Below are 23,844 nucleotides of genomic sequence, written 5' to 3' on the forward strand. Positions count from 1 at the left end.
GGTAGGTGGCAGGCGACGCAGTCCGACTGCCTCAAGGTCACCCACCAAAAGCACGTGTTTTCATAGGGCCGGGAAACCTCCCGAACCTGGCAACCCTGTCTGGAAGGGCTCTGCTGCAGCCGCCTGAGGAGAAAATTAGAAATGACCTTCGTCGTCACCGACAACTGCATCAAGTGCAAGTACACCGACTGCGTAGAAGTCTGTCCGGTGGACTGCTTTTACGAAGGCCCGAACTTCCTGGTGATTCACCCGGACGAATGCATCGACTGTGCACTCTGTGAACCAGAGTGCCCTGCTGTAGCCATTTTCTCCGAAGACGAGATCCCGGCCGGCATGGAAAACTTCATCGAGCTCAACGCCGAACTTGCCGAGGTGTGGCCCAACATCACCGAAAAGAAAGACGGTATGCCGGACGCCGCAGAGTGGGATGGCAAACCAGGCAAGATCGAACACCTGGAGCGCTAGATTCCAGACAGACAAAAGGCCCTTCAAAGGGCCTTTTTTTGAGTCGGACTTGCTGTTTGACAGGCAAAAAAAAGGGGCGGTATGACCCGCCCACATTTTCTCCCTAATCCCTGTATTCCCTTGTCATCATCCTGATGAATCGCGTCCTGCGATGTCCTTGGCCGTCATCCTTGATAGCCTGTGCCGATCCGTTGGCACAGCTTCGATATTAGAGATTTAACCTCGAAGAGCAACACCTCAAACGCTCCAGAATATTTCTACGAGCCTGACCACTCAGAAAATAAAGACTTTAAAATCAGCAACCTGGAGCCAGCCTACACGCCGTTTGGCAGTAATTCTCACCCACAAAGCCTTGATGACTTACAACAGATGTACGCGATGGATTACAAGAATCCGGCGTTACTTACCTCATGAAACCGGCGACACCCTCCGCCTGGAAACGCGCAGAGAAATCACACGCTGAAATTTAAATGACGAAAGACATATGACAAGGCCGATACACACATCAAGTGTTATATCGGCCTTGGGTGACACTGCGGGAGGGGCGCTACTGGAAGAGCGATTCGCTGGACAAACCGTTCTTTTCAAGGATCTCTCGCAGGCGCTTGAGTCCTTCAACCTGGATCTGCCTTACACGCTCGCGTGTCAGACCGATCTCAAGCCCTACATCTTCAAGTGTGCTGCTCTCATGCCCCCTCAGGCCAAAGCGACGGATAACCACTTCACGCTGCTTCTCGGTGAGTTCGGACAGCCACTGATCGATGCTCTGCGACAGATCATCGTCCTGCAGAAGCTCACACGGATCGGTGGGACGATCGTCAGTCAGGGTGTCCAGCAGAGTCTTGTCGGAATCAGGCCCCAACGACACATCCACGGAAGATACACGCTCATTCAAGCCCAGCATGCGCTTGACCTCACCCACTGGCTTTTCCAGCAGGTTGGCGATTTCTTCAGGGGTCGGTTCGTGGTCCAGTTTCTGAGTCAGCTCTCTGGCTGCACGCAGATAGACATTGAGTTCCTTGACCACATGAATCGGCAACCGGATGGTCCGGGTCTGATTCATGATTGCCCGTTCGATGGTCTGACGAATCCACCAGGTGGCATAGGTGGAAAAGCGAAAGCCGCGTTCAGGGTCGAATTTCTCGACAGCCCGGATCAACCCCAGATTGCCCTCCTCGATCAGGTCGAGAAGTGACAGGCCACGATTGACGTAACGCCTGGCAATCTTGACCACCAGCCGCAGATTGCTTTCAATCATGCGTTTGCGCCCGGCCGGATCTCCCTTTTGCGACAGGCGCGCAAAATAGACTTCTTCTTCCGGGGACAGCAGAGGGGAGAAACCGATTTCATTGAGGTACAACTGGGTTGCGTCGAGCGCCCGTGTGTAATCAATGTATTTATGTTGTTTGAGCGATGATGATTGCTTGACCTTGGTACGCCCCGAGGCAGCGGGTGGCTGCTTCTCGTCTGACGCTTCCTTCAGGACAATGCCGGCTTCCATAAGGAGCACTTCATCATCGATGTCAAACTCCGGCGCTTCGTTGCCAAGAGCCATTGCTTTAGTCCTTTGGTGAGTTCGACCTCAAGCTCCAGCGCCGCCTGGTTCCATGGCAACACTTGAGCCTGTTCCTATTACGCCAGGAACAGGCTGGCAACTATCAACGACGTGGCAAGAATCCCAGCGGGTCTACAGGTTTACCTTGGCGGCGAATCTCAAAATGCAGCTTCACCCGGTCAGTTCCTGTTGACCCCATTTCGGCAATCGTCTGCCCTGCCTTGACCTGTTGCCCTTCCCGTACCAAAAGCCTGCGGTTATGACCGTAGGCACTGACGTAGGTATCGCTGTGTTTGATGATGATCAATTCGCCGTAGCCCCGTAATCCACTTCCGGCGTAAACAACTGACCCATCAGACGCTGCCAAAACAGGCTGTCCCAAATCACCAGCGATATCAATTCCTTTATTCAAACTGCCGTTTGAGGAAAATTTTCCTATCAAAATGCCACTAGAAGGCCAGGTCCAACCCGACGGAGACCGGCCGGCCGGGCCTGTGGCGGTAGTCGCCGAAGGAGGTATCACCACCGGTACAACCGCAACCGGCTTCGACATGACCGTGGTTTTGACCGAGCCGGAGCTGCTGGTAGTGGTTGATGAAGTGGTCGCCGGACGTCCCGATTCGGACGTCGACGCTACACCCTGCGTTGAAGAGGAACGGCCGTCAAAGCGAATCGTCTGACCTGGCTTGATTGTAAACGGCTCCGGAATCTGATTACGGGCCGCCAGCGCTTTCCAGTCCCAGCCGTAACGAAATGCAATAGAAAAAAGCGTATCACCGCGCCTGACCACGTATTGGCCAGTGGTCACCGTCGGGCGTTGCGCAACGGCATTGCCGTTGCGATCCACGACGCGAACGCCGCCCGAGGGCGAACTTGAGCAGCCGACCAAGAGGACACTGAGAGCAATGCCAATCACCAGACGCTGATAACTTTTTGAAGACCTGAGCTGCTGAATGACTGTGAGACTCACCCGCCACTCCCTTTACTGGTGACTGAATTCAAAAAAGATGCCTGTTGTGCCGCATTAGCGGCGGGCAGCCAGTGATTAACTACTGAAAAACGTTGTTATGTATCAATAAGCTGCATGAGATGACGCCATCAGGCAATCTAACATTACAGGCCCCGCGGTGTAGACCGATGACTGGCGCCAGAATTCACTCGCCGCCACAGACAATCTTCAGGCGATCGGCCCGTTAAGCAGCGGAACGAAGCGCACAGCACCCAATACATGCCGTGAAAAACCGTTTTCCTCGCGGATGATCAGCATCAGTTGCTGAACCTCGCCAGAACCTACAGGTATTACCAGCCGCCCACCTGGCGCCAACTGATCCAGCAGCGCCTGTGGCACGTCGGTGGCTACCGCCGTCACGATGATCCCGTTGTAGGGTGCCAGAGCCGGCCAGCCCTCCCAGCCGTCACCCCAGCGAAAAACCACGTTGCGCACGTTCAGTTCGACCAAACGTTCCTTGGCGCGGTCTTGAAGCACCTTGATGCGCTCGACCGAAAATACGCGCTCCACCAGCTGCGCCAGTACCGCTGTCTGATAACCGGAGCCGGTGCCGATCTCCATGACCTTGTCCAGCGGGCCAGCCGCCAGAAGCAGCTCGCTCATTCGCGCAACCATGTAAGGCTGGGAAATCGTCTGGTTATGACCAATAGGCAACGCCGTGTCTTCGTAGGCACGATGCGCCAGCGCCTCGTCGACGAACAAATGCCTGGGCGTCTTGCGGATCACGTCCAGCACGCGCGCGTTGGAGATACCTTCTTCACAAAGACGCTGAATAAGCCGTTCGCGGGTTCGCTGCGAGGTCATCCCGATCCCGCGACGCAATAGATCATCCTGATCGCGCGACATCAACGCAGACCCTCCAGCCAGTGGTTCAGGCTGCTGAAACCGTCCTGATACGTCCGGTCCAGCTGCAACGGTGTGATTGAGACGTAGCCCTGCATGACCGCGTGAAAATCGGTCCCGGCGCCGCCATCCTCCACATCGCCAGCCGCTGCAATCCAGTAACCGGCACGCCCCCGCGGGTCGATGACCTTCACCGGTGCTGCGGCTCGGGTACGGTGGCCTAATCGGGTCAGTTGAATGCCACGGATATGCTCCAGCGGCAGGTTTGGAATATTCACGTTCAGTACCGTACGGGGAGGCAGGTCGAGCTGCTCATGGGCCTCGACCAGCAAACGCGCATAATGCGCCGCCGTCGCCAGATTATCCGGCTGACGTGACAGAAACGAAAAGGCGAACGAAGGACGCTGCAAAAAGCGTCCCTCCAGGGCTGCTGCCACCGTGCCGGAGTACAGCACGTCGTCGCCCAGATTAGCACCCAGATTGATACCCGAAACCACCATGTCCGGTTCACGTTCCAATAGCCCATGAATCCCAAGATGCACGCAATCGGTCGGCGTGCCGTTGAGACTGATGAAACCGTTGGCCAGTGTTTGCGGGTGCAAGGGCCGATCAAGTGTCAGTGAACTGCTGGCACCGCTTTTATCCTGGTCAGGCGCGATCACCACACACTCGGTGTAATCGGCCAGCGCGGCATAAAGCGCTGCAAGACCAGGTGCAGTCACCCCGTCATCATTTGATATCAGAATACGCATGAGCTGTCCGTCTGCCCAACCGGCACCAGATCCACGAGTTCACGCACCAAAACAGTGGCGAAGCATCCGGGCGGAAGGACGAATTCCAGTTGCAGAATGTCAGACTCGGGATAATGCCACGTCAGCCGCCCGATGGGCAGTCGCAGGATGCGACGTTCGTGCTCCATGCCGGCCCTGATCAGCCAGTCGCGCAGTGCGGATTCGTCGCTGGCGATGGTGTTTTCCAGCTCTGCGGTGACGCCGCCAGCTGGCGAAGGGCCTTCACCCCACTGCGGGCCCGTGGGATGCAGATCGAGAATCGCCAGCCGCGGGTCGCTGCACTCGTCAGGCCCGGCCGGAAAAAAGCTCCGGCTGTCGGTGAACGCCAGCAGATCGCCTACCTGAGCTTGCTGCCAGCTGCCATCGGCCACACGGGCCGCAAGCACCCGATTGAACAGGTAGCTACGCGCCGTGGACAACAGACGCGAGCGCACTGCACGCTGCTCAGGCAGCGCCTGACGGCTGGCATAATCACGGGCTTCACCCAGGTTACCGCCCTGATAACCGAAACGCTGAGCACCGAAATAATTGGGTATGCCCTGTCGGACAATGGTCTCGAGACGCTGATTCAATGCGTCCTTGTCCGCATCCAGACGGGTCAGCCTGAGTGTGAAGCCGTTGGCTGCGTGAGCGCCGCGCTGCAGCTTGCGCCGATGCCGGCCGGTCTTGAGAATCTGCAGGGTCTCGTTCTGGGCCGCGGAAAGATCAGGGTCAGCCTTGCCGGGCAGTTGAATGCTGAACCATTGACGAGTCAGCGCCTGACGATCCTTCAAACCGGCGTAGCTGACCGTGCGCAACGGAACGCCCGCTGCCCGTGCCAGTCGGCGGGCAGCCTCCTCGGTATTCAGGCCGCGCTTCTCGACCCACAACCACAAATGCTCGCCATCGCCCGACAGGGGGATGTCCAGTACTTCGTCCACCTGAAAATCTTCAGCTGTAGCCTTGAGGACAGCACTGCCCAGCGCATCACCGTAGGCCCTTGGCCCCAGCAGTTCCAGTTCGGTCATGCTGGCAGCAACAACGCGACGGCATGCACGGCAATGCCTTCTTCACGCCCGGTAAAACCGAGTTTTTCCGTGGTCGTGGCTTTCACGTTCACCTGGTCCGGGTCCACCTGCAGGTCCTCGGCGATCAACGCACGCATGGCCTCGATATGAGGCGCCATTTTTGGCGCCTGAGCGACAATGGTGGCGTCGACGTTACCGACCTTCCAGCCCTTGCCGTGAATCTGCTTGAGTACATGCCGAAGCAGGACCCGACTGTCAGCGCCCTTGAACTGCGGGTCGGTATCGGGAAAGTGTTTACCGATATCGCCCAGGGCCGCAGCACCCAGAAGTGCGTCGCTCAAGGCGTGCAGCAGGACATCGCCATCGGAGTGGGCCAGCAGGCCGAAACCGTGTGCAATCCGCACGCCGCCCAAGGTAATAAAATCGCCTTCGGCAAAACGGTGCACATCATAGCCATGACCAATACGCATAAAAAAACGCCCTGAAAAAAGACAGGGCGTGATTCTACCTGCTTTGGCGCACGTTAGCTGTTCAAGGCTTCGGCGTGATGCCTTAGATGGTCTTCGATGAAGCTGGCGATGAAGAAATAGCTGTGGTCGTAACCGGGCTGCATCCGCAGTGTCAGCGGGTAATTCGCAGTTTTGGCAGCCTGAAGCAAGGCTTCGGGCTTGAGTTGATTGACCAGAAAATCATCACGATCGCCCTGATCAACCAGTGTCGGCAGTTTTTCCGCAGCCTCGGCCATCAAGACGCTGGCATCCCACTCGCGCCAGCGGGACCGATCCTCGCCCAGATAGCGAGAGAAGGCTTTTTGCCCCCAAGGGCAATCGATAGGGTTGCCTATGGGTGAAAATGCCGACACGGATTTGTAGCGCCCCGGGTTGCGCAAGGCGCACACCAGCGCACCGTGACCTCCCATCGAGTGTCCGCTGATGCTGCGTGCCTGAGACGCCGGAAAATGCGCCTCGATCAGCGCAGGCAGTTCCTTGACCACGTAATCATGCATCTGATAATGCCGCGCGTAGGGCTGCTCAGTGGCGTTCAGATAAAAACCGGCGCCGTGTCCGAAATCCCAGGCACCGTCGGGGTCGTCCGGCACATCGGCACCGCGCGGGCTGGTGTCGGGCGCCACGATAATAATGCCCAACTCGGCGGCAAGCCGATGAGCAGCGGCCTTCTGCATGAAGTTTTCGTCAGTGCAGGTCAGACCGGACAGCCAGTACAGAACCGGCAGCTTGCCGCCCTGCTCTGCCTGAGGCGGCAGGTAGACAGCAAAGACCATATCGCAGCCCAGCGCTTGCGAGTGGTGCTTGTAACGCTTGTGCCAGCCACCAAAGCTTTTCTGACAGGAAATATTTTCCAAAGGCATAAGGGGTCCCCCAGTAAACAGCTGTCAGCTTCAAGCGGGCGCTTGAAGCTGACAGACTGGCGTTGTTACTCAGAAATGAATGACGGTACGAATGCTTTTGCCTTCGTGCATCAAATCGAACGCCTTGTTGATATCTTCGAGGCCCATGGTGTGGGTGATGAACGTATCCAGCGGGATTTCGCCGCTCTGCGCCATGTCGACGTAGCTCGGCAGTTCGGTACGGCCACGCACGCCGCCAAACGCCGAACCGCGCCAGACGCGCCCGGTCACCAGTTGGAACGGACGGGTAGAGATTTCCTGACCGGCACCGGCAACACCGATGATCACCGACTCGCCCCAGCCCTTGTGGCAGGATTCCAGCGCTGAACGCATGAGTTGCACATTACCGATGCACTCAAAGGAGAAATCCACACCGCCATCCGTCATGTCGACGATGACTTCCTGGATCGGACGATCGAAATCCTTCGGATTGACGCAATCGGTTGCACCCAACTGCTTGGCGATCTCGAACTTGGCCGGGTTGATATCGATGGCGATGATTCGCGCCGCCTTGGCCTTGACCGCACCGATCACCGCCGACAGGCCAATGCCGCCCAGACCGAAGACCGCGACGGTGTCGCCCGGCTTTACCTTGGCCGTGTTGAGCACTGCGCCGATACCGGTGGTAACACCGCAACCCAGCAAGCAGACTTTTTCCAGCGGAGCTTTCTTGTCTATCTTGGCCACCGAGATTTCCGGCAGCACGGTGTATTCAGAGAACGTCGAGGTGCCCATGTAGTGGAAAATCGGCTCGCCCTTGTAGGAAAAGCGCGTGGTGCCATCCGGCATCAGGCCTTTGCCCTGAGTCGAACGAATTGCCTGACACAGGTTGGTCTTGCCCGAACGGCAGAATTTGCACTGACGGCACTCCGGGGTATATAGCGGAATGACATGATCGCCGACCGCCACCGAGGTCACGCCTTCGCCGATCGCTTCGACAATAGCGCCGCCTTCGTGGCCGAGAATCGATGGGAATATACCTTCAGGGTCAGCGCCGGAAAGCGTATAGGCATCGGTATGGCAGACGCCGGACGCCACCACTTTGAGTAGCACTTCTCCGGCCTTGGGCATGGCGACATCGACTTCAACGATCTCCAGTGGCTTTTTGGCTTCAAAGGCGACAGCAGCGCGTGACTTGATCATCAATTTTCTCCGACGAGTAAAAACAAGGTTTGCAGTGTAGTACAGTGCCATTTGATGAGTAATACGGCTAAAAGCAAAACATTAATGCTGTACAGGGATAATCGATGTACACCAATCGCTGGGAAGGTCTGGATGAGTTCGTCGCCGTCGCCGAATGTGGCCAATTCACCGCTGCAGCCCTGCGGCTCGGCGTTTCTTCGTCGCATGTCAGTCGACAGATCGTGCGCCTTGAAGAACGCCTGCAGACTCGCCTGCTGTACCGCAGCACACGCAAGGTCGCGTTGACCGAAGCCGGGCAGACATTTCTGCACCACTGCCAACGCCTGCAGGACGGGCGCGAGGAAGCACTGCGCGCGGTAGGCGATCTGGCCAGCGAGCCCAAGGGATTGTTACGCATGACCTGTGCAGTGGCATATGGCGAGCGTTTCATCACGCCGCTGGTCACCCGCTTTATGGATCTCTACCCGCAGTTGCGCGTCGACATCGAATTGAGTAACGAGACGCTGGATCTGGTGCATGAAGGCATGGACCTGGCGATTCGACTGGGTCGACTGCAGGACTCGCGCATGGTCGCGACCCGCATTGCACCACGCAAAATGTACGTGTGCGCGTCGCCCTCCTACATCGAACGTTACGGAAGGCCTCACAGCCTGTCGGAACTTGGCCGTCATAACTGCCTGATTGGCGGCAGCGATACCTGGCAACTGCAACAGAACGGCCGAGAGTTTTCTCAGCGGGTTCAGGGAAACTGGCGTTGCAACAGTGGCCAAGCGGTGCTGGACGCCGCGTTGCACGGGATTGGTCTTTGCCAGTTGCCGGACTACTACGTGCAAAGGCATTTGAAGGATGGCACGCTGGTATCGCTGCTGGACACTCATCAACCGCCCAACACAGCGGTCTGGGCACTGTATCCACAGCAACGGCACCTGTCGCCCAAGGTGCGCAAGCTGGTGGACTACCTCAAGGAGGGACTGGCGATGCGGGACGAGTATCGCCAGTAGCAGGCGCTAGCGTCCGAACTCGCTGCGGCGCTGCCTCAGCCATTCAAGATCTTCAGGGCGAGTGACCTTGATGTTATCGGAACGCCCTTCGATAAGACGAGGTGACTGCCCTGCCCACTCTATGGCAGAGGCCTCATCGGTGATGCTGACATTCGACACAAGACTGTCGGCAAGCGCGCGATGCAAGGCACCGAGACGAAACATCTGCGGCGTGAAGGCTTGCCAGATCAGGCTACGGTCCACGGTTTCGAGTACGCGGCCGCTGCTGTCGGCGCGTTTGAGGGTATCGCGGGCCGGCACAGCTAACAGGCCGCCCACAGGGTCATTCGCCAATTCGCCCAGCAGATTATCCAGGTCACTGCGCGCAAGGTTCGGCCTTGCAGCGTCGTGCACCAGAACCCAATCATTGTCACTCGCGCCCTGAGCATGCAGGTGCAACAGCGCATTAAGCACCGAGCCCGAACGCTCGTTACCGCCATTTACCCGCTGGATTCGCGAATCATGCGCACAGGGCAGCTCGCCCCAGTAAGGGTCGTCCACGGCCAGACTGATCACCAGCCCCTTGAGTCGGGGGTGATTCAGAAAGCAGAGCAGGCTGTGTTCGAGAATGGTAAGGCCGCCCAATTGCAAGTACTGCTTGGGACGATCGGCTGCCATGCGGGCTCCGATGCCCGCCGCAGGTATCACTGCCCAGAAGGCAGGAAGGAAATCTGTCATTGCACCAACTTGATTATTGCGCGAGCTGGTAAAGGGTTTCGCCGTCCTTGACCATGCCCAGTTCATGCCGGGCGCGCTCCTCAACGGTCTCCAGGCCTTTTTTCAGCTCCATGACTTCTGCATCGAGTACGCGATTGCGCTCGAGCAGCACCTCATTCTCAGCGTGCTGGTCGGCAATCTGCTGAGTCAGGCTGGCCACTTGCGCAAGGCTGCCGTTACCGACCCAAAGACGGTATTGCAAGCCACCCAGCAACAAGAGCAGGACGAGGAACAACCAGTTAGGACTGCGCATTGAAATATCAGGTACCCAGTAAAAAAACAGCAGAGCCAGCGTGAAGAACAAATGACTGAGGGCATTGAGCCTGACATAAGCCAGGCTCAATCACTCCAGATTACCGCGGAGCGTCAGCATCACAGCTGCAAAGAATAGTCACAAGACTCGATTCCTGGCAGCGCTCTGCGTCTTTTTACCATCTATGGCTCAGCCGCGAAACTCGGCACGACCACGATACACAGCTTTGGCGCCCAATTGCTCCTCGATGCGCAGCAACTGGTTGTACTTGGAGACGCGATCGGAACGGCACAGCGAACCGGTTTTGATCTGGCCAGCCGAGGTGCCCACCGCCAGGTCGGCAATGGTCGAATCTTCGGTTTCACCAGAGCGGTGAGAGATAATCGCGGTGTAACCGGCGGCTTTGGCCATCTGGATGGCCTCCAGCGTTTCGGTCAGGGTGCCGATCTGGTTGAACTTGATCAGAATGGAGTTGGCGATCTTCTTGTCGATTCCCTCCTTCAAAATCTTGGTGTTGGTCACAAACAGGTCGTCGCCTACCAGCTGGATCTTCTCGCCGATCTTGTCGGTGAGGACTTTCCAGCCATCCCAATCCGACTCGTCCAGACCGTCTTCGATAGAAATGATCGGATGGTTGCGCGTCAGTTCGGCAAGGTATTCGGCGAAACCGGCAGAGTCGTACTCGCCTTCTTCGCTGAGCTTGTACTTGCCATCCTTGTAAAACTCGCTTGCTGCGCAGTCCAGCGCCAAGGTCACGTCAGTGCCCAGCGTGTAGCCTGCGTTGGCGACTGCCTCGGCGATTGCGCTCAGGGCTTCGGCGTTGGACGCCAGGTTAGGTGCAAAACCACCTTCGTCACCGACAGCAGTGTTCAGGCCACGTGCCTTGAGCACAGCTTTGAGGTGATGGAAAATCTCGGTGCCCCAACGCAGGCCTTCAGCGAAGGATTTGGCGCCGACAGGCTGGATCATGAATTCCTGAATGTCGATATTGTTATCGGCATGCTCGCCACCGTTGATGATGTTCATCATCGGCACCGGCATGGAGTACACGCCCGGTGTGCCATTGAGGTTGGCGATGTGCGCGTAAAGCGGCAGATCCTGATCCTGCGCAGCAGCCTTGGCCGCAGCCAGAGAAACGGCGAGGATTGCGTTCGCACCCAGGCTTGCCTTGTTCTCGGTGGCATCGAGCGCGATCATCGCGTGGTCCAGAGCCTTTTGATCAACCGGGTCTTTGCCCAGCAACAGATCGCGGATCGGACCATTGATGTTGGCAACAGCCTTCAGCACGCCCTTGCCCATGTAACGGCTCTTGTCGCCATCACGCAGCTCCAGCGCTTCGCGCGAGCCGGTTGACGCACCGGACGGCGCACATGCGCTGCCGATGATGCCGTTATCGAGGAGCACATCTGCTTCTACGGTGGGGTTGCCACGTGAGTCGAGAACTTCACGACCTTTGATGTCGACGATTTTTGCCATTGTTGTAAACACTCCAAGATTGACGAAAACGACGCAGCTGGGAAAACGGTGCTCGCAATCAGACGCAGAAAAAGGCAGGTCTGAATGCAACAACCCCGTCACGAATGACGGGGAACGGCACTTTACCGGAGAACCCTGTTCAAGCGGTCTCTACGATCGGAAAACTTTTGACAAGTTCATCCAGTGACTTGAGCTGGGCCAGGAAAGGTTCCAGCTTGTCCAGACGCAAGGCGCACGGCCCGTCGCATTTGGCATTGTCCGGGTCTGGATGGGCTTCAAGAAACAGACCGGCAAGATTCTGGCTGATGCCGGCCTTGGCCAGATCGAGTACTTGAGCGCGGCGGCCGCCGGCAGAGTCGGAACGACCACCCGGCATCTGCAGCGCATGGGTCACGTCGAACAGTATCGGGTACTCGAACTGCTTCATGATGCCGAAGCCGAGCATATCCACTACCAGATTGTTGTAGCCGAAACTGGAACCGCGCTCGCAGAGAATCAACTGATCATTACCCGCTTCCTCGCATTTGGTCAGGATGTGTTTCATTTCCTGAGGCGCGAGAAACTGGGCTTTCTTGATGTTGATGACGGCGCCGGTTTTGGCCATCGCGACGACCAGATCGGTTTGACGCGACAGAAAGGCCGGCAGCTGGATGATGTCGCAGACTTCTGCAACCACAGCCGCCTGGTGAGGCTCGTGTACATCAGTGATCAGCGGGACGTTGAAGGTACGCTTGATCTCTTCGAAAATTCGCATGCCTTCTTCAAGGCCAGGCCCGCGGTAGGAATTCACCGAGGAGCGGTTGGCCTTGTCGAAGCTGGCCTTGAACACGTAAGGGATGCCGAGCTTTTCGGTCACCTTTACGTACTCTTCACAGACCTGCATGGCCATATCCCGGGACTCGAGTACGTTCATGCCGCCGAACAGCACCATCGGCTTGTCGTTGGCGATCTCGATCGAACCTACGCGGATGATTTTCTGAGCCATGTCTGCAGTCCCTGTCAGGAGTTTTTCTGATGTTGTGCCAGCGCGGCCTTGACGAAACCACTAAACAGCGGGTGTCCGTCACGCGGCGTGGAAGTGAACTCTGGGTGGAACTGGCAGGCGACGAACCACGGGTGATCCGGTGCTTCTACCACTTCAACCAGCGCACCGTCACCGGAGCGACCGGAAATCTTCAGGCCGGCCTCGATCAACTGAGGCAGCAGATTGTTGTTCACTTCGTAGCGATGACGATGGCGCTCGACAATCACGTCCTTGCTGTAGCAGTCGTGAACCAGAGAACCCGTTTCAAGCTGGCACTCTTGCGCGCCCAGACGCATGGTGCCGCCCAGGTCGGAGCTTTCGGTGCGTGTCTCGACTGCGCCGGTGGCGTCTTCCCACTCGGTGATCAGACCGACCACGGCATGCGCGCTGGTTCGGTCGAATTCGGTGGAGTTGGCGTCTTTCCAGCCCAGCACGTTACGGGCAAATTCGATGACCGCCACTTGCATGCCGAGGCAGATCCCCAGGTACGGAACCTTGTTTTCACGAGCGAACTGAACGGCGGTGATCTTGCCTTCGACACCGCGCAGACCGAAGCCGCCCGGGACCAGAATGGCGTCCACACCTTCCAGAAGGCCTGTGCCCTGGTTCTCGATGTCTTCGGAATCGATGTAACGCAAGTTCACCTTGGTGCGGTTGGTGATACCCGCGTGGCTCATGGCTTCGATCAACGACTTGTAGGCGTCGAGCAGTTCCATGTACTTGCCAACCATCGCGATGGTGACTTCGTGTTCGGGGTTGAGCTTGGCGTCGACCACCTTGTCCCATTCGGACAGGTCGGCACCGCCGCATTGCAGACCAAAGCGCTCGACCACGAAATCATCCAGGCCCTGCGAGTGCAGAATGCCCGGGATCTTGTAGATGGTATCCGCGTCTTCGAGGGCAATGACCGCGCGCTCTTCGACGTTGGTGAACTGAGCGATCTTGCGACGCGAGGAAATATCGATCGGGTGATCGGAGCGGCAAACCAGTACATCAGGCTGCAGACCGATGGAGCGCAGTTCCTTAACCGAGTGTTGCGTCGGCTTGGTCTTGGTCTCGCCAGCGGTGGCAATGTAAGGCACCAGTGTCAGGTGCATCAGCATCGCGCGGCGCGCGCCGACTTCGAAACGCAATTGACGGATGGCTTCAAGGAACGGTTGCGACTCGATGTCACCTACCGTACCGCCGATTTCGACCAGTGCCACGTCGGCATCACCGGCGCCCTTGATGATGCGGCGCTTGATCTCGTCGGTGATGTGCGGGATGACCTGAATGGTCGCGCCCAGATAATCACCACGGCGCTCTTTGCGCAGGACGTGTTCGTACACACGGCCAGTGGTGAAGTTGTTGTTCTGGGTCATCGTGGTGCGGATGAACCGCTCATAGTGACCGAGGTCGAGGTCGGTTTCAGCGCCATCGTGGGTGACGAACACCTCACCGTGCTGAAACGGGCTCATGGTGCCTGGGTCGACGTTGATGTAGGGATCCAGTTTCAGCATGGTGACCTTGAGTCCCCGCGCCTCCAGGATGGCCGCCAGTGAAGCCGAGGCGATGCCTTTCCCCAATGAAGAAACAACACCGCCCGTGACGAAGATGTAGCGCGTCATGAAAAACCCTAGAAGTCTGCGTTAAAGCGGTCAGAGCCGCCGGGGAAAGCGAAGGAAGGCCTAAGCCCCCGATTACCGACAAAATTCATGGCGTACTCCCGAAACTGCTGCGTTGAAACCGACCGGCAAAAGCCAGCGTGTCGTGCGCTACATTTTAAGAATTACCCAGTAAATACTGGTTGGTAACCGGCAACTTGCGTTGTTTCAAAAGAACCAACAGAAGCTGTATCAAGAAGGGAGCGTAGTCTACCTGAAAGGGCCTTTCAGCTCAAACTTTGGTCGCGGGTCGGTGCAATCCAGCGCAAACGCCAGCGTTCATTGGGCGAACCGTCCAGTCCAGGCAGGTTGGCGACCGCCAGCAGGGTATTGTCGCGATACAGCAGCGGCAATCTGCCGCGCAGGAACGTCGGTACACCTTGCTCATTGAGCAACCGCTTGAGATCGCGGCTGCCACGCCCGCTGAGTTGCATGACCTCACCGCCCCGCCTGCAGCGTATTTCCAGTGCTCCCGAGGGCGGCTCTCCTTCCAGCATCACCCGACCATTGCCAGGCAGGTGCAGCGCGTCAGCCGGATCGAGCCAGCTCATGACGCTGTCACAGGTCAGCGACCAGGCTGCGGGCAGCCACCAGAGGCAATCCTGCGTCCGATGCAGCTCTCCATCGGCCAGCCGCCAGAGCGGACGCGCATCCTGGGCAGCATCGCGCAATGCAACCCAGCCAGCCCAATGATCGGTATCGGGCAGCCGGGTCAGCGGAGCCAGCCAATGACGCAGTGCGTTGCGCTGTCGCGCTGCAGACAACCCGGCGAGCGGTTTCAGACCGAGTACAGGCAAATCCAGCCAGGCAAAGGCTGTTGTGGCCTGTGCATTGGCCAGATCCAGCAGTGCAAGCTCGTCAAGCAGTTGCTGAGCTTCGCCGAGATGCTCTGCAGTGCGCGCCAGACTGGCAGATGCCTGAGGCCACCTGGACGTCAGCAAGGGCAGGACCTGACCGCGCAGAAAATTGCGCGAGAATTGCTGATCATTATTGCTGGGGTCTTCAATCCAGTTCAGGCCATGCTGATGCGCATAGGCTTCCAGTTCGATTCGCGACACTACCAATAGCGGCCTCACCAGATGCCCACGCCCCAGGGCACGCTGATCAGGCATGGCGGCCAGACCGCGAACGCCGGCACCGCGCATCAGACGAAATAACAACGTCTCGGCCTGGTCATCGCGATGCTGAGCGGCCAGCAGCACGTCTCCAGCACCGAGCTGTTCGGTAAACGCCTTATAGCGCGCCTGCCGGGCAGCCTGCTCGACGCTGGCACCGGGCTCGACCTTTACGCTGACCTGTTCGAACGGCACACCCAGCGCCTGACAAACCTGACGACAATGCTCCGGCCAGGCATCGGCTGCGGCTTGCAGGCCATGATGGACATGGATCGCGTGTAAAGCAGGCAGGTTTTCGGATCTGGCGAGTTCAGCCAGAAGATGCAGCAGCACGGTGGAATCAAGGCCGCCGGAAAAGCCGACGTGCCAGACAGGCGCATTGCGCCATGGAGCCAAGGCTTGAAGAAGCCTGGCAGAAAGGTCATGACCGCTGCACAAGGGGGTGGTCATTGGTGTTTTTCACCGGTTTGGCTGATTCGCACACTGACTGTTTCAGTGCTCAAACCTGCCCTTTCGCGAACAAACGAAGCGTCGCGCGGTTCGCTCCCACGCCCTTTGGGCAGAAGCCCGCAAGGCGTGGGAACAATCGACGCGATGCAGCTTACAGGCCGTAGCTCATCAATCGGTCATAACGGCGAGCCAGCAGCGCGTCATTATCGAACGCCTTGAGCATTGCCAGCTGGCTGCTCAATTCTTCACGGATCAGGCCTGCTGCTGCCACCGGATCACGGTGCGCGCCACCCAGTGGCTCAGGAATGACCTTGTCGACAATACCCAGACCCTTCAGGCGATCTGCGGTGATGCCCATTGCTTCGGCAGCGTCCGGCGCCTTCTCGGCGGTCTTCCACAGAATCGAAGCACAGCCTTCAGGCGAAATGACCGCGTAGGTCGAGTACTGGAGCATGTTCAACTGATCGCAGACACCAATGGCCAGCGCACCGCCGGAACCACCCTCGCCGATGACGGTGGCAATGATCGGGGTTTTAAGACGGGCCATCACGCGCAGGTTCCAGGCAATAGCCTCGCTCTGATTGCGCTCTTCGGCGTCGATACCAGGGTAGGCGCCCGGCGTGTCGATGAAGGTCAGAATCGGCATTTTGAAGCGCTCTGCCATCTCCATCAGACGGCAGGCCTTGCGGTAGCCTTCAGGGCGCGGCATGCCGAAATTGCGGCGCACTTTCTCGCGCACTTCACGACCTTTCTGGTGGCCGATGACCATCACCGGCTGATTGTCCAGACGGGCAATGCCGCCGACGATCGCAGCGTCATCGGAGAAGTGACGGTCGCCATGCAGCTCATCGAACTCGGTAAAGATGTTTTCGATGTAGTCCAGCGTGTAGGGACGACGCGGATGACGCGCCATGCGCGCAATCTGCCAGCTGGTGAGGTTACCGAAGATGCTTTCAGTAAGCGTCTTGCTCTTGTCTTGCAGCCGGGAGATCTCGTCGCCGATGTTCAGCGAGTTGTCGTTACCCACCAAGCGCAGTTCTTCGATTTTGGCCTGCAAGTCAGCGATAGGCTGTTCGAAATCAAGGAAATTCGGGTTCATAGGCATCCGTCTTGGGTCGACGGCCAAGAGGCCGGCCGGTTGATCCGTCTGCGCCCTTCCTGTTCGGAACAGGCGCGGTCAGGTCGAAATTAAAATTCAGGGTTGAGCGCAAGTCGAGCCTGCGGCGTTCAACGATACTGGAGAAAGACGTTCTCACGCCCGAACTGGTCACGCAGAGCTTGAATCAAGCTGTCCGCAGGATCAATACGCCACGCTTCTCCCAATTGCAGCAGTGCTTTGGCGTCCTTCCCGGTGTAATCCACAGTGATCGGGCAGGCACCTCGATGGCGCTTGCAAAGATCACCGAACCAGCGCAGCCGTTCACCCTTGAGCGCGTCGGCGTGCACCGTCACGCGAAGGCTTTCGGCCAGGTTGGTACGTGCATCCTCGATACTCATCACACGTTTGGCGCGCAGTCGCAGCCCTCCAGAGAAATCATCGTTGCTCACTTCTCCTTCGACCACAACAATAGCATCGGTCTGCAACAGTGACTGGGCCGAATGAAACGCTTCGGCAAACAGCGACGCTTCGATGCGTGCCGAGCGGTCATCCAGGGTGATGAACCCCATCTTGTCGCCCTTCTTGTTCTTCATCACGCGCAAGGCAATGATCAGACCCGCGACCGTCTGGGTGTCCCTGGCCGGTTTCAGGTCAATGATCCGCTGACGGGCGAAGCGGCGAATCTCGCCTTCATATTCGTCGATGGGATGCCCGGTCAGGTACAGCCCCAGGGTTTCCTTTTCACCCCGCAGACGATCCTTGAGGCTCGACTCGCGGGTCTTGCGATGGCTGGCGTATACGTCGGCATCCGCCTCGACAAACAGGCCGCCAAACAGGTCCGAGTGGCCACTGTCGCGGCTGCGGGCGGTCTGCTCGGCAGCCTGAATGGCCTCTTCCAGCGCTGCCAGCAACACCGAACGGTTACGGTCGATATTGGCTTGATACGCCTTGGGTTCCAATTCGAAGTACGGGCCGAGGCGATCCAGCGCACCACTGCGAATCAAGCCGTCGAGCGTTCTCTTGTTGACCCGTTTGAGGTCAACGCGCGCGCAGAAATCGAACAGATCCTTGAACGGCCCGTTCTGGCGCGCATCGGTAATGGCCTCGACCGGGCCCTCGCCCACGCCCTTGATAGCGCCGAGGCCATACAGAATGCGGCCGTCGTCGCTTACCGTGAACTTGAACTCGGAGGTGTTCACGTCCGGTGCGTCGAGGCGCAGTTTCATGGTGCGCACTTCTTCGATCAAGGTCACGACCTTGTCGGTGTTGTGCATATCCGCCGATAAAACCGCCGCCATGAACGGCGCAGGGTAGTGAGTCTTCAGCCAGGCAGTCTGATACGACACCAGCCCATAGGCCGCCGAATGGGATTTGTTGAAGCCGTAGCCCGCGAATTTCTCAACCAGGTCGAAAATGTTACCGGCCAGATCCGCGTCGATATTGTTGGTCTTGCAGCCATCAATGAAACCGCCCCGCTGCTTGGCCATTTCCTCGGGCTTTTTCTTGCCCATCGCTCGCCGCAGCATGTCCGCACCGCCGAGGGTGTAACCGGCCATAACCTGCGCGATCTGCATCACCTGCTCCTGATACAGAATGATGCCGTAAGTAGGTGCCAGCACGGGCTTGAGGCCCTCGTACTGGTAATCGACGTGCGGATAAGACAGCTCTGCACGGCCGTGCTTGCGGTTGATGAAGTCGTCTACCATGCCCGACTGCAAAGGGCCGGGGCGGAATAACGCCACCAGTGCGATCAAGTCTTCCAGGCAGTCGGGCTTGAGCTTTTTGATCAGCTCCTTCATGCCGCGCGACTCGAGCTGGAAGACCGCCGTGGTTTCAGCCCGTTGCAGCAACTGGTAAGTCGGCATGTCATCGAGCGGAATGAACGCGATGTCCAAAGGCGCTTCGTTGACCTTGGCGCGGTCGCGGTTGATGGTCTTCAGCGCCCAGTCGATGATCGTCAGGGTTCGCAGACCGAGGAAGTCGAACTTCACCAGCCCTGCGGCCTCGACATCGTCCTTGTCGAACTGGGTCACCAGGCCGTCGCCGGCTTCGTCGCAATAGATCGGCGAGAAGTCCGTCAGCTTGGTGGGGGCGATAACCACACCACCAGCGTGCTTGCCCACGTTACGCACGATGCCTTCGAGCTTGAGGGCCATTTCCCAGATTTCAGCGGCTTCCTCGTCTACCTTGAGGAAATCGCGAAGGATTTCTTCCTGCTCGTAAGCCTTTTCTAGGGTCATGCCGACTTCGAACGGGATCATCTTCGACAGTCGATCAGCCAGCCCGTAAGACTTGCCCTGTACCCGCGCAACGTCACGCACCACCGCCTTGGCAGCCATGGAACCGAAGGTGATGATCTGACTGACTGCATTGCGGCCGTATTTCTCGGCCACATATTCAATCACCCGATCACGACCGTCCATGCAGAAGTCGACGTCGAAGTCGGGCATGGAAACCCGCTCCGGGTTCAGGAAGCGTTCGAACAGCAGGTCATATTCCAGCGGATCGAGATCGGTGATCTTCTGTACATAGGCGACCAGCGAGCCGGCACCCGAACCCCGACCGGGACCTACCGGTACGCCGTTGCTCTTGGCCCACTGGATGAAGTCCATAACGATGAGGAAGTAACCGGGGAAGCCCATCTGGATGATGATGTCCAGCTCGAAATTCAGCCGGTCGACATACACCTGGCGCCTGGCTTCGTAATCTTCGGTGGTGTCCTTGGGCAACAGGACAGCAAGACGCTCTTCAAGACCGTCGAACGAGACTTTGCGGAAGTACTCGTCGATGGTCATGCCATCGGGAATCGGGAAGTTGGGCAAGAAGTGGGTGCCCAGCTTGACGTCGATGTTGCAGCGCTTGGCAATCTCGACGGTATTTTCCAGCGCCTCAGGCAAATCACTGAACAGCTCGGCCATTTCTTCCGGACTTTTCAGATACTGCTGATCGCTGTAATTGTGAGAGCGACGCGGGTCGTCCAGCGCCCGGCCTTCGCCGATGCACACGCGAGTCTCGTGAGCCTCAAAATCGGTCTGTTTGATAAAGCGCACATCGTTGGTCGCGACCAGCGGCGCACCGTGGCGCTCGGCCAGCGCCACTGCGGCGTGCAAATGTTCTTCGTCGTTTGTGCGGTTGGTGCGTTGCACCTCTATATAGAAGCGGTCAGGAAATACTTCCAGCCATTCGCGCAGCAGCTCGTCTGCCTCGCCTGGGTTGCCGCCCAGCAATGCCATGCCGATTTCGCCTTCCTTGGCCGCGGAAAGCGCAATAACGCCTTCGCTGGCCTGCGCGACCCACTGGCGCTGGATGACGATCTGACCGTTGCGCTGGCCCTCGATGAAGCCGCGTGAGATCAGTTCGGTCAGGTTGCGGTAGCCTTGAGCATTCATCGCCAGCAGGCTGATACGACTGAGCGCAGCGTCCTCATCCCTGCCCGCCAGCCACAGGTCGACACCACAGATCGGCTTGATCCCGGAGCCTTGGGCGGCCTTGTAGAATTTGACCAGCGAACACATGTTGTTCTGATCAGTCACTGCCACGGCAGGCATGTTCATGCCGGTCAGCGCCTTGATCAACGGTTTGACCCGGACCAGACCGTCGACCAGCGAATACTCGGTGTGCAGGCGTAGATGAACAAAAGAAGCCGGCATGGTGATCCTATAACGCGAAAATACAAAAAACGAAGGGCAGGATTGTAGCGGTCTCCGGACGAAACGTCAGTCCTGTAACAGACCGACCGGCACCTTAAGCGGGCCACCAAGCAGTATGGCCGCGCGCGCTTCATGGGCCGCACGCACCGGACCGAACGAACGTCGGTGGATGGGCGTCGGCCCGAGCCGGGCCAATGCCTCAAGATGCACCGCAGTAGGATAACCCTTGTGCCCGCCGATGCCATAACCCGGATAGACGAGTTCAAGTGCCGCCATTTCCCGATCCCGGCTGACCTTGGCAAGAATCGAAGCGGCTGCGATGGCGGGGACTTTGGAGTCACCCTTCACCACCGGCGCCGAGGGCACAGACAACTGCGGACAGCGATTGCCGTCGATCAGCGCCAGTTTTGGAGTGACGCTCAACCCTTCGACGGCGCGCTTCATGGCCAGCATCGTGGCGTGCAAAATGTTCAGCTGATCGATTTCTTCGACTTCAGCCCGGGCGATAAACCAGCACAGGGCTTTTTCCTGAATCTCGACAAATAGTTTTTCACGCCGGGCTTCGGTCAGCTTCTTCGAGTCATTGAGCCCCAGAATGGGTCTGGCAGGGTCGAGAATAACTGCAGCCGTGACCACTGCACCACACAGCGGCCCGCGGCCGACTTCGTCAACGCCCGCGACCAGATCCTCGACGAGGGTGAAATCCAGACCTGTTTGCATGATTGGCGAACTCACAATGAAGGTGACTGGCCGAGCAGACTCAATACTGCATCGGCAGCCTGGTTGGAGGCATCGCGGCGCAAGGTTCGGTGAATGGCATCAAAACCTTCAGTCTGCGCGTGACCGTCTTCGATCAGCGGCAACAGCGTATCGGCCAACGCCTCTGGCGTTGCGTCATCCTGAAGCAGCTCCGGCACCAGCAAGCGCTGGGCCAGCAGATTCGGCAACGACACGTAAGGGCTTTTGACCAGACGCTTGAGGATCCAGAATGTCAGGGGCGCCATTCGATAGGCGACGACCATCGGCCGCTTGTACAACAGGGCCTCAAGCGTCGCAGTACCGGAGGCGATAAGTACCGCGTTGCAGGCAGCCAAGGCAACATGCGACTGCCCGTCGAGCAATGTGACGGGCAAGTCCCGGCCCCGCAACAGCTCTTCAACCTGGGCACGTCGCTGTGGACTGGCACACGGCAGCACGAACCGTAAACCGGGCTTGCTGGCCAGCAGCCGCTCGGCAGCATCGAAGAACAGCCCACCCAGACGACCCACTTCGCCGCCCCGACTGCCAGGCATCAATGCGACAACCGGGCCTTCGGCGGGCAAACCCGCCTGGACGCGAGCAGCAGCGCGATCGGACTCGAGAGGAATAGTGTCGGCCAACGGATGACCGACAAACCGGACCGGCACACCCTTCTCTTCGTAAAAGCGGGCTTCGAAGGGCAGCAAAGTGAGCATCAGATCGCAGCCTTCACGAATCTTCAGCACACGTTTTTGACGCCAGGCCCAGACCGAAGGGCTGACGTAATGCACCGTCTTGATACCCGCGCGGCGTAGCTGAAGCTCGATATTGAGAGTGAAATCGGGAGCGTCGATGCCAATAAAGACATCCGGTTTTTCATCGATGAGCGTCTGGATCAGCAGCTTGCGGCGGGCCAGCAGCTCGCGCAGCCGGCCCAGCACTTCTACAAGCCCCATGACCGACAGGCGTTCCATCGGGAAATAAGACTGCATGCCTTCGGCTTCCATCAGCGGACCGCCCACACCGATGAACCGGATATCGGGATGGCGCAGCTTGAGGGCGCGCATCAGGCCTGATCCGAGGATATCGCCGGAAGCTTCGCCAGCGACCAGTGCGACACATAATGGGCTGGTCATGGTTAGCGAATGATGCCGCGAGTCGACGTCTGGATCGACTGCAGAAACACAGCCACTTCGGGAAACTGAGCTGCGGGCGCGGCCAGTTCGTCCAGTGCCTGACCGATCGTCAGCCCCTGGCGGTAAACGGTCTTGTAGGCCCTGCGCAACGCATGTATGGCTTCTTCGGAGAAACCGCGACGACGCATACCCTCGAAGTTCATGCTACGCGCTTCGGCCGGGTTGCCGAAAACCGTCACGAACGCCGGAACGTCCTTGCCGATGGCCGTGCCCATACCGGAAAAGCTGTGCGCGCCGATGTGGCAAAACTGGTGCACGAGCGTGAAGCCGGAAAGAATCGCCCAGTCGTCGACATGAACATGGCCTGCCAGCGCCGTGTTGTTGACCAGGATAACGTGGTTGCCGATTACGCTGTCATGACCGATGTGCGCATAGGCCATGATCAGATTGTGGTCACCCAGTGTGGTTTCAGCACGGTCCTGAACGGTACCGCGGTGGATGGTCACACCTTCGCGAATCACATTGTGATCGCCGATGACCAAGCGTGTTTCCTCGCCCTTGTACTTCAGATCGGGCGTGTCCTCACCCACCGATGAAAACTGGTAGATGCGGTTGTGCTTGCCGATCTTCGTTGGCCCCTTGAGGACAACATGAGGACCGACGACTGTACCCTCGCCAATTTCCACACCGGCTCCGATGATCGACCAAGGGCCGACCTCAACGTTGTCGGCCAGTACGGCCGTCGGATCGATGATTGCGCGAGAGTCAATCAAACTCATAGTTTACGTTCCGCACAGATGATTTCGGCAGAGCATACCGCCTTGCCGTCAACCGTGGCCTTGCATTCAAACTTCCAGATCTGGCGTTTGCTGCTCAGGAACTTCGCCTCGAGCACCAGTTGGTCGCCCGGCAGAACCGGCTGGCGGAAACGCAACTTGTCCGAACCCACGAAATAATAGAGCGTGCCGTCAGAAGGCTTGGAGTCGAGCATCTTGAACGCGAGGATGCCGGCAGCCTGTGCCATCGCTTCGATGATCAAAACGCCCGGCATGATTGGATGCTCGGGGAAATGACCGTTGAAAAAAGGCTCGTTGACACTGACATTCTTGTAGGCGCGAATGTTCTTGTTCTCGATATCCAGCTCGGTCACACGATCCACCAGCAGGAACGGGTAACGATGAGGCAGGTATTCGCGAATTTCTTTGATGTCCATCATTTCGAGGGGAAGCCTGTAGTAAAGATTAGGAGTGCGTCGCGACTGCGCAGCACCCCTCTACATCAA

Annotated in this window: 22 protein-coding genes; 2 read left to right on the forward strand and 20 right to left on the reverse strand. The window is 58.2% G+C overall.

Going from position 1 to position 23,844, the window contains the following annotated elements:
• Positions 1–141: 141 nt before the first annotated feature.
• The gene (fdxA, locus tag POR16_RS17355) at positions 142–465 is read left to right on the forward strand and encodes a ferredoxin FdxA (RefSeq protein ID WP_005891889.1); all 324 of its coding nucleotides are present in this window, start codon (positions 142–144) and stop codon (positions 463–465) included.
• A gap of 547 nt (positions 466–1,012) precedes the next feature.
• Here the strand turns inward: fdxA and rpoS are convergent.
• From rpoS to POR16_RS17395, 8 genes are all read right to left on the reverse strand, one after another.
• The gene (rpoS, locus tag POR16_RS17360; RefSeq protein ID WP_005891887.1) at positions 1,013–2,020 is read right to left on the reverse strand and encodes an RNA polymerase sigma factor RpoS; all 1,008 of its coding nucleotides are present in this window, start codon (positions 2,018–2,020) and stop codon (positions 1,013–1,015) included.
• Between the two features lie 103 nt (positions 2,021–2,123).
• Positions 2,124–2,990: a peptidoglycan DD-metalloendopeptidase family protein gene (locus tag POR16_RS17365; RefSeq protein ID WP_005891885.1), complete on the reverse strand. Its 867-nt coding sequence runs from the start codon at positions 2,988–2,990 to the stop codon at positions 2,124–2,126.
• Between the two features lie 207 nt (positions 2,991–3,197).
• Positions 3,198–3,833: a protein-L-isoaspartate(D-aspartate) O-methyltransferase gene (locus POR16_RS17370; RefSeq protein WP_005891883.1), complete on the reverse strand. Its 636-nt coding sequence runs from the start codon at positions 3,831–3,833 to the stop codon at positions 3,198–3,200.
• Between the two features lie 41 nt (positions 3,834–3,874).
• Entirely contained in the window at positions 3,875–4,624 is a 750-nt protein-coding gene (surE, locus tag POR16_RS17375) for a 5'/3'-nucleotidase SurE (RefSeq protein WP_005891881.1), read from the reverse strand.
• On the reverse strand, positions 4,612–5,670 hold the full coding sequence (gene truD, locus POR16_RS17380; protein ID WP_005891878.1) for a tRNA pseudouridine(13) synthase TruD: 1,059 nt from the start codon (positions 5,668–5,670) through the stop codon (positions 4,612–4,614). Before truD ends, surE begins: the two co-directional genes overlap by 13 nt.
• Entirely contained in the window at positions 5,667–6,140 is a 474-nt protein-coding gene (ispF, locus tag POR16_RS17385; RefSeq protein WP_005891875.1) for a 2-C-methyl-D-erythritol 2,4-cyclodiphosphate synthase, read from the reverse strand. The genes truD and ispF overlap by 4 nt, the downstream gene beginning before the upstream one ends.
• A 53-nt stretch (positions 6,141–6,193) precedes the next feature.
• On the reverse strand, positions 6,194–7,039 hold the full coding sequence (fghA, locus tag POR16_RS17390) for an S-formylglutathione hydrolase (protein WP_005891873.1): 846 nt from the start codon (positions 7,037–7,039) through the stop codon (positions 6,194–6,196).
• Between the two features lie 69 nt (positions 7,040–7,108).
• The gene (locus tag POR16_RS17395) at positions 7,109–8,221 is read right to left on the reverse strand and encodes an S-(hydroxymethyl)glutathione dehydrogenase/class III alcohol dehydrogenase (protein WP_024671826.1); all 1,113 of its coding nucleotides are present in this window, start codon (positions 8,219–8,221) and stop codon (positions 7,109–7,111) included.
• Positions 8,222–8,325: 104 nt separating this feature from the next.
• On the opposite strand from POR16_RS17395, the gene POR16_RS17400 reads away from it, so the two are divergent.
• On the forward strand, positions 8,326–9,222 hold the full coding sequence (locus POR16_RS17400; protein WP_005891865.1) for a LysR substrate-binding domain-containing protein: 897 nt from the start codon (positions 8,326–8,328) through the stop codon (positions 9,220–9,222).
• A gap of 6 nt (positions 9,223–9,228) precedes the next feature.
• On the opposite strand, the gene ispD is transcribed toward POR16_RS17400, so the two are convergent.
• The 12 genes from ispD to fabZ all read right to left on the reverse strand — a co-directional run bounded on the left by ispD (position 9,229) and on the right by fabZ (position 23,778).
• Positions 9,229–9,939 carry a 2-C-methyl-D-erythritol 4-phosphate cytidylyltransferase gene (ispD, locus tag POR16_RS17405; protein ID WP_005891861.1) on the reverse strand — a complete coding sequence of 237 codons (711 nt, stop codon included), beginning with the start codon at positions 9,937–9,939 and terminating at the stop codon, positions 9,229–9,231.
• Positions 9,940–9,952: 13 nt separating this feature from the next.
• Entirely contained in the window at positions 9,953–10,231 is a 279-nt protein-coding gene (gene ftsB, locus POR16_RS17410; RefSeq protein WP_005891859.1) for a cell division protein FtsB, read from the reverse strand.
• 189 nt (positions 10,232–10,420) lie between these two features.
• Positions 10,421–11,707, reverse strand: a complete 1,287-nt coding sequence (eno, locus tag POR16_RS17415; protein WP_005891857.1) for a phosphopyruvate hydratase — start codon at positions 11,705–11,707, stop codon at positions 10,421–10,423.
• Between the two features lie 139 nt (positions 11,708–11,846).
• Entirely contained in the window at positions 11,847–12,692 is an 846-nt protein-coding gene (gene kdsA, locus POR16_RS17420) for a 3-deoxy-8-phosphooctulonate synthase (RefSeq protein WP_003314314.1), read from the reverse strand.
• 14 nt (positions 12,693–12,706) lie between these two features.
• Positions 12,707–14,338, reverse strand: coding sequence for a CTP synthase (locus POR16_RS17425; protein WP_005891854.1), 1,632 nt, complete (start codon positions 14,336–14,338; stop codon positions 12,707–12,709).
• 263 nt (positions 14,339–14,601) lie between these two features.
• Positions 14,602–15,939, reverse strand: coding sequence for a tRNA lysidine(34) synthetase TilS (gene tilS / locus POR16_RS17430; RefSeq protein ID WP_005891852.1), 1,338 nt, complete (start codon positions 15,937–15,939; stop codon positions 14,602–14,604).
• A 151-nt stretch (positions 15,940–16,090) separates the two neighbouring features.
• Positions 16,091–17,038, reverse strand: coding sequence for an acetyl-CoA carboxylase carboxyl transferase subunit alpha (locus tag POR16_RS17435; protein ID WP_024671823.1), 948 nt, complete (start codon positions 17,036–17,038; stop codon positions 16,091–16,093).
• A gap of 128 nt (positions 17,039–17,166) precedes the next feature.
• Positions 17,167–20,688 carry a DNA polymerase III subunit alpha gene (gene dnaE, locus POR16_RS17440; protein WP_122381100.1) on the reverse strand — a complete coding sequence of 1,174 codons (3,522 nt, stop codon included), beginning with the start codon at positions 20,686–20,688 and terminating at the stop codon, positions 17,167–17,169.
• 66 nt (positions 20,689–20,754) lie between these two features.
• The gene (gene rnhB, locus POR16_RS17445) at positions 20,755–21,408 is read right to left on the reverse strand and encodes a ribonuclease HII (RefSeq protein ID WP_005891839.1); all 654 of its coding nucleotides are present in this window, start codon (positions 21,406–21,408) and stop codon (positions 20,755–20,757) included.
• Between the two features lie 11 nt (positions 21,409–21,419).
• Positions 21,420–22,562 (reverse strand): lipid-A-disaccharide synthase, encoded by a 1,143-nt coding sequence (gene lpxB / locus POR16_RS17450; protein WP_005891835.1) that lies wholly within the window; start codon positions 22,560–22,562, stop codon positions 21,420–21,422.
• A 2-nt stretch (positions 22,563–22,564) separates the two neighbouring features.
• The gene (gene lpxA, locus POR16_RS17455) at positions 22,565–23,341 is read right to left on the reverse strand and encodes an acyl-ACP--UDP-N-acetylglucosamine O-acyltransferase (RefSeq protein ID WP_005891833.1); all 777 of its coding nucleotides are present in this window, start codon (positions 23,339–23,341) and stop codon (positions 22,565–22,567) included.
• Positions 23,338–23,778 carry a 3-hydroxyacyl-ACP dehydratase FabZ gene (fabZ, locus tag POR16_RS17460; protein WP_002554719.1) on the reverse strand — a complete coding sequence of 147 codons (441 nt, stop codon included), beginning with the start codon at positions 23,776–23,778 and terminating at the stop codon, positions 23,338–23,340. The genes lpxA and fabZ overlap by 4 nt, the downstream gene beginning before the upstream one ends.
• Positions 23,779–23,844 lie beyond the last annotated feature (66 nt).

This window comes from Pseudomonas coronafaciens pv. oryzae str. 1_6 (assembly GCF_000156995.2).
GTDB classification, from domain to species: Bacteria; Pseudomonadota; Gammaproteobacteria; order Pseudomonadales; family Pseudomonadaceae; genus Aquipseudomonas; species Aquipseudomonas tremae.

Bases quoted from the DNA above. Each gene is read 5' to 3' on its own strand.
- lpxA (WP_005891833.1), bottom strand. From the start codon at position 23,341: ATGAGTTTGATTGACTCTCGCGCAATCATCGATCCGACGGCCGTACTG.
- ispF (WP_005891875.1), bottom strand. From the start codon at position 6,140: ATGCGTATTGGTCATGGCTATGATGTGCACCGTTTTGCCGAAGGCGAT.
- lpxB (WP_005891835.1), bottom strand. From the start codon at position 22,562: ATGACCAGCCCATTATGTGTCGCACTGGTCGCTGGCGAAGCTTCCGGC.
- POR16_RS17435 (WP_024671823.1), bottom strand. From the start codon at position 17,038: ATGAACCCGAATTTCCTTGATTTCGAACAGCCTATCGCTGACTTGCAG.
- POR16_RS17370 (WP_005891883.1), bottom strand. From the start codon at position 3,833: ATGACCTCGCAGCGAACCCGCGAACGGCTTATTCAGCGTCTTTGTGAA.
- kdsA (WP_003314314.1), bottom strand. From the start codon at position 12,692: ATGGCTCAGAAAATCATCCGCGTAGGTTCGATCGAGATCGCCAACGAC.
- fdxA (WP_005891889.1), top strand. From the start codon at position 142: ATGACCTTCGTCGTCACCGACAACTGCATCAAGTGCAAGTACACCGAC.
- truD (WP_005891878.1), bottom strand. From the start codon at position 5,670: ATGACCGAACTGGAACTGCTGGGGCCAAGGGCCTACGGTGATGCGCTG.
- rnhB (WP_005891839.1), bottom strand. From the start codon at position 21,408: ATGCAAACAGGTCTGGATTTCACCCTCGTCGAGGATCTGGTCGCGGGC.
- ftsB (WP_005891859.1), bottom strand. From the start codon at position 10,231: ATGCGCAGTCCTAACTGGTTGTTCCTCGTCCTGCTCTTGTTGCTGGGT.
- fghA (WP_005891873.1), bottom strand. From the start codon at position 7,039: ATGCCTTTGGAAAATATTTCCTGTCAGAAAAGCTTTGGTGGCTGGCAC.
- POR16_RS17400 (WP_005891865.1), top strand. From the start codon at position 8,326: ATGTACACCAATCGCTGGGAAGGTCTGGATGAGTTCGTCGCCGTCGCC.
- eno (WP_005891857.1), bottom strand. From the start codon at position 11,707: ATGGCAAAAATCGTCGACATCAAAGGTCGTGAAGTTCTCGACTCACGT.
- dnaE (WP_122381100.1), bottom strand. From the start codon at position 20,688: ATGCCGGCTTCTTTTGTTCATCTACGCCTGCACACCGAGTATTCGCTG.
- surE (WP_005891881.1), bottom strand. From the start codon at position 4,624: ATGCGTATTCTGATATCAAATGATGACGGGGTGACTGCACCTGGTCTT.
- rpoS (WP_005891887.1), bottom strand. From the start codon at position 2,020: ATGGCTCTTGGCAACGAAGCGCCGGAGTTTGACATCGATGATGAAGTG.
- tilS (WP_005891852.1), bottom strand. From the start codon at position 15,939: ATGACCACCCCCTTGTGCAGCGGTCATGACCTTTCTGCCAGGCTTCTT.
- ispD (WP_005891861.1), bottom strand. From the start codon at position 9,939: ATGACAGATTTCCTTCCTGCCTTCTGGGCAGTGATACCTGCGGCGGGC.
- POR16_RS17425 (WP_005891854.1), bottom strand. From the start codon at position 14,338: ATGACGCGCTACATCTTCGTCACGGGCGGTGTTGTTTCTTCATTGGGG.
- POR16_RS17395 (WP_024671826.1), bottom strand. From the start codon at position 8,221: ATGATCAAGTCACGCGCTGCTGTCGCCTTTGAAGCCAAAAAGCCACTG.
- fabZ (WP_002554719.1), bottom strand. From the start codon at position 23,778: ATGATGGACATCAAAGAAATTCGCGAATACCTGCCTCATCGTTACCCG.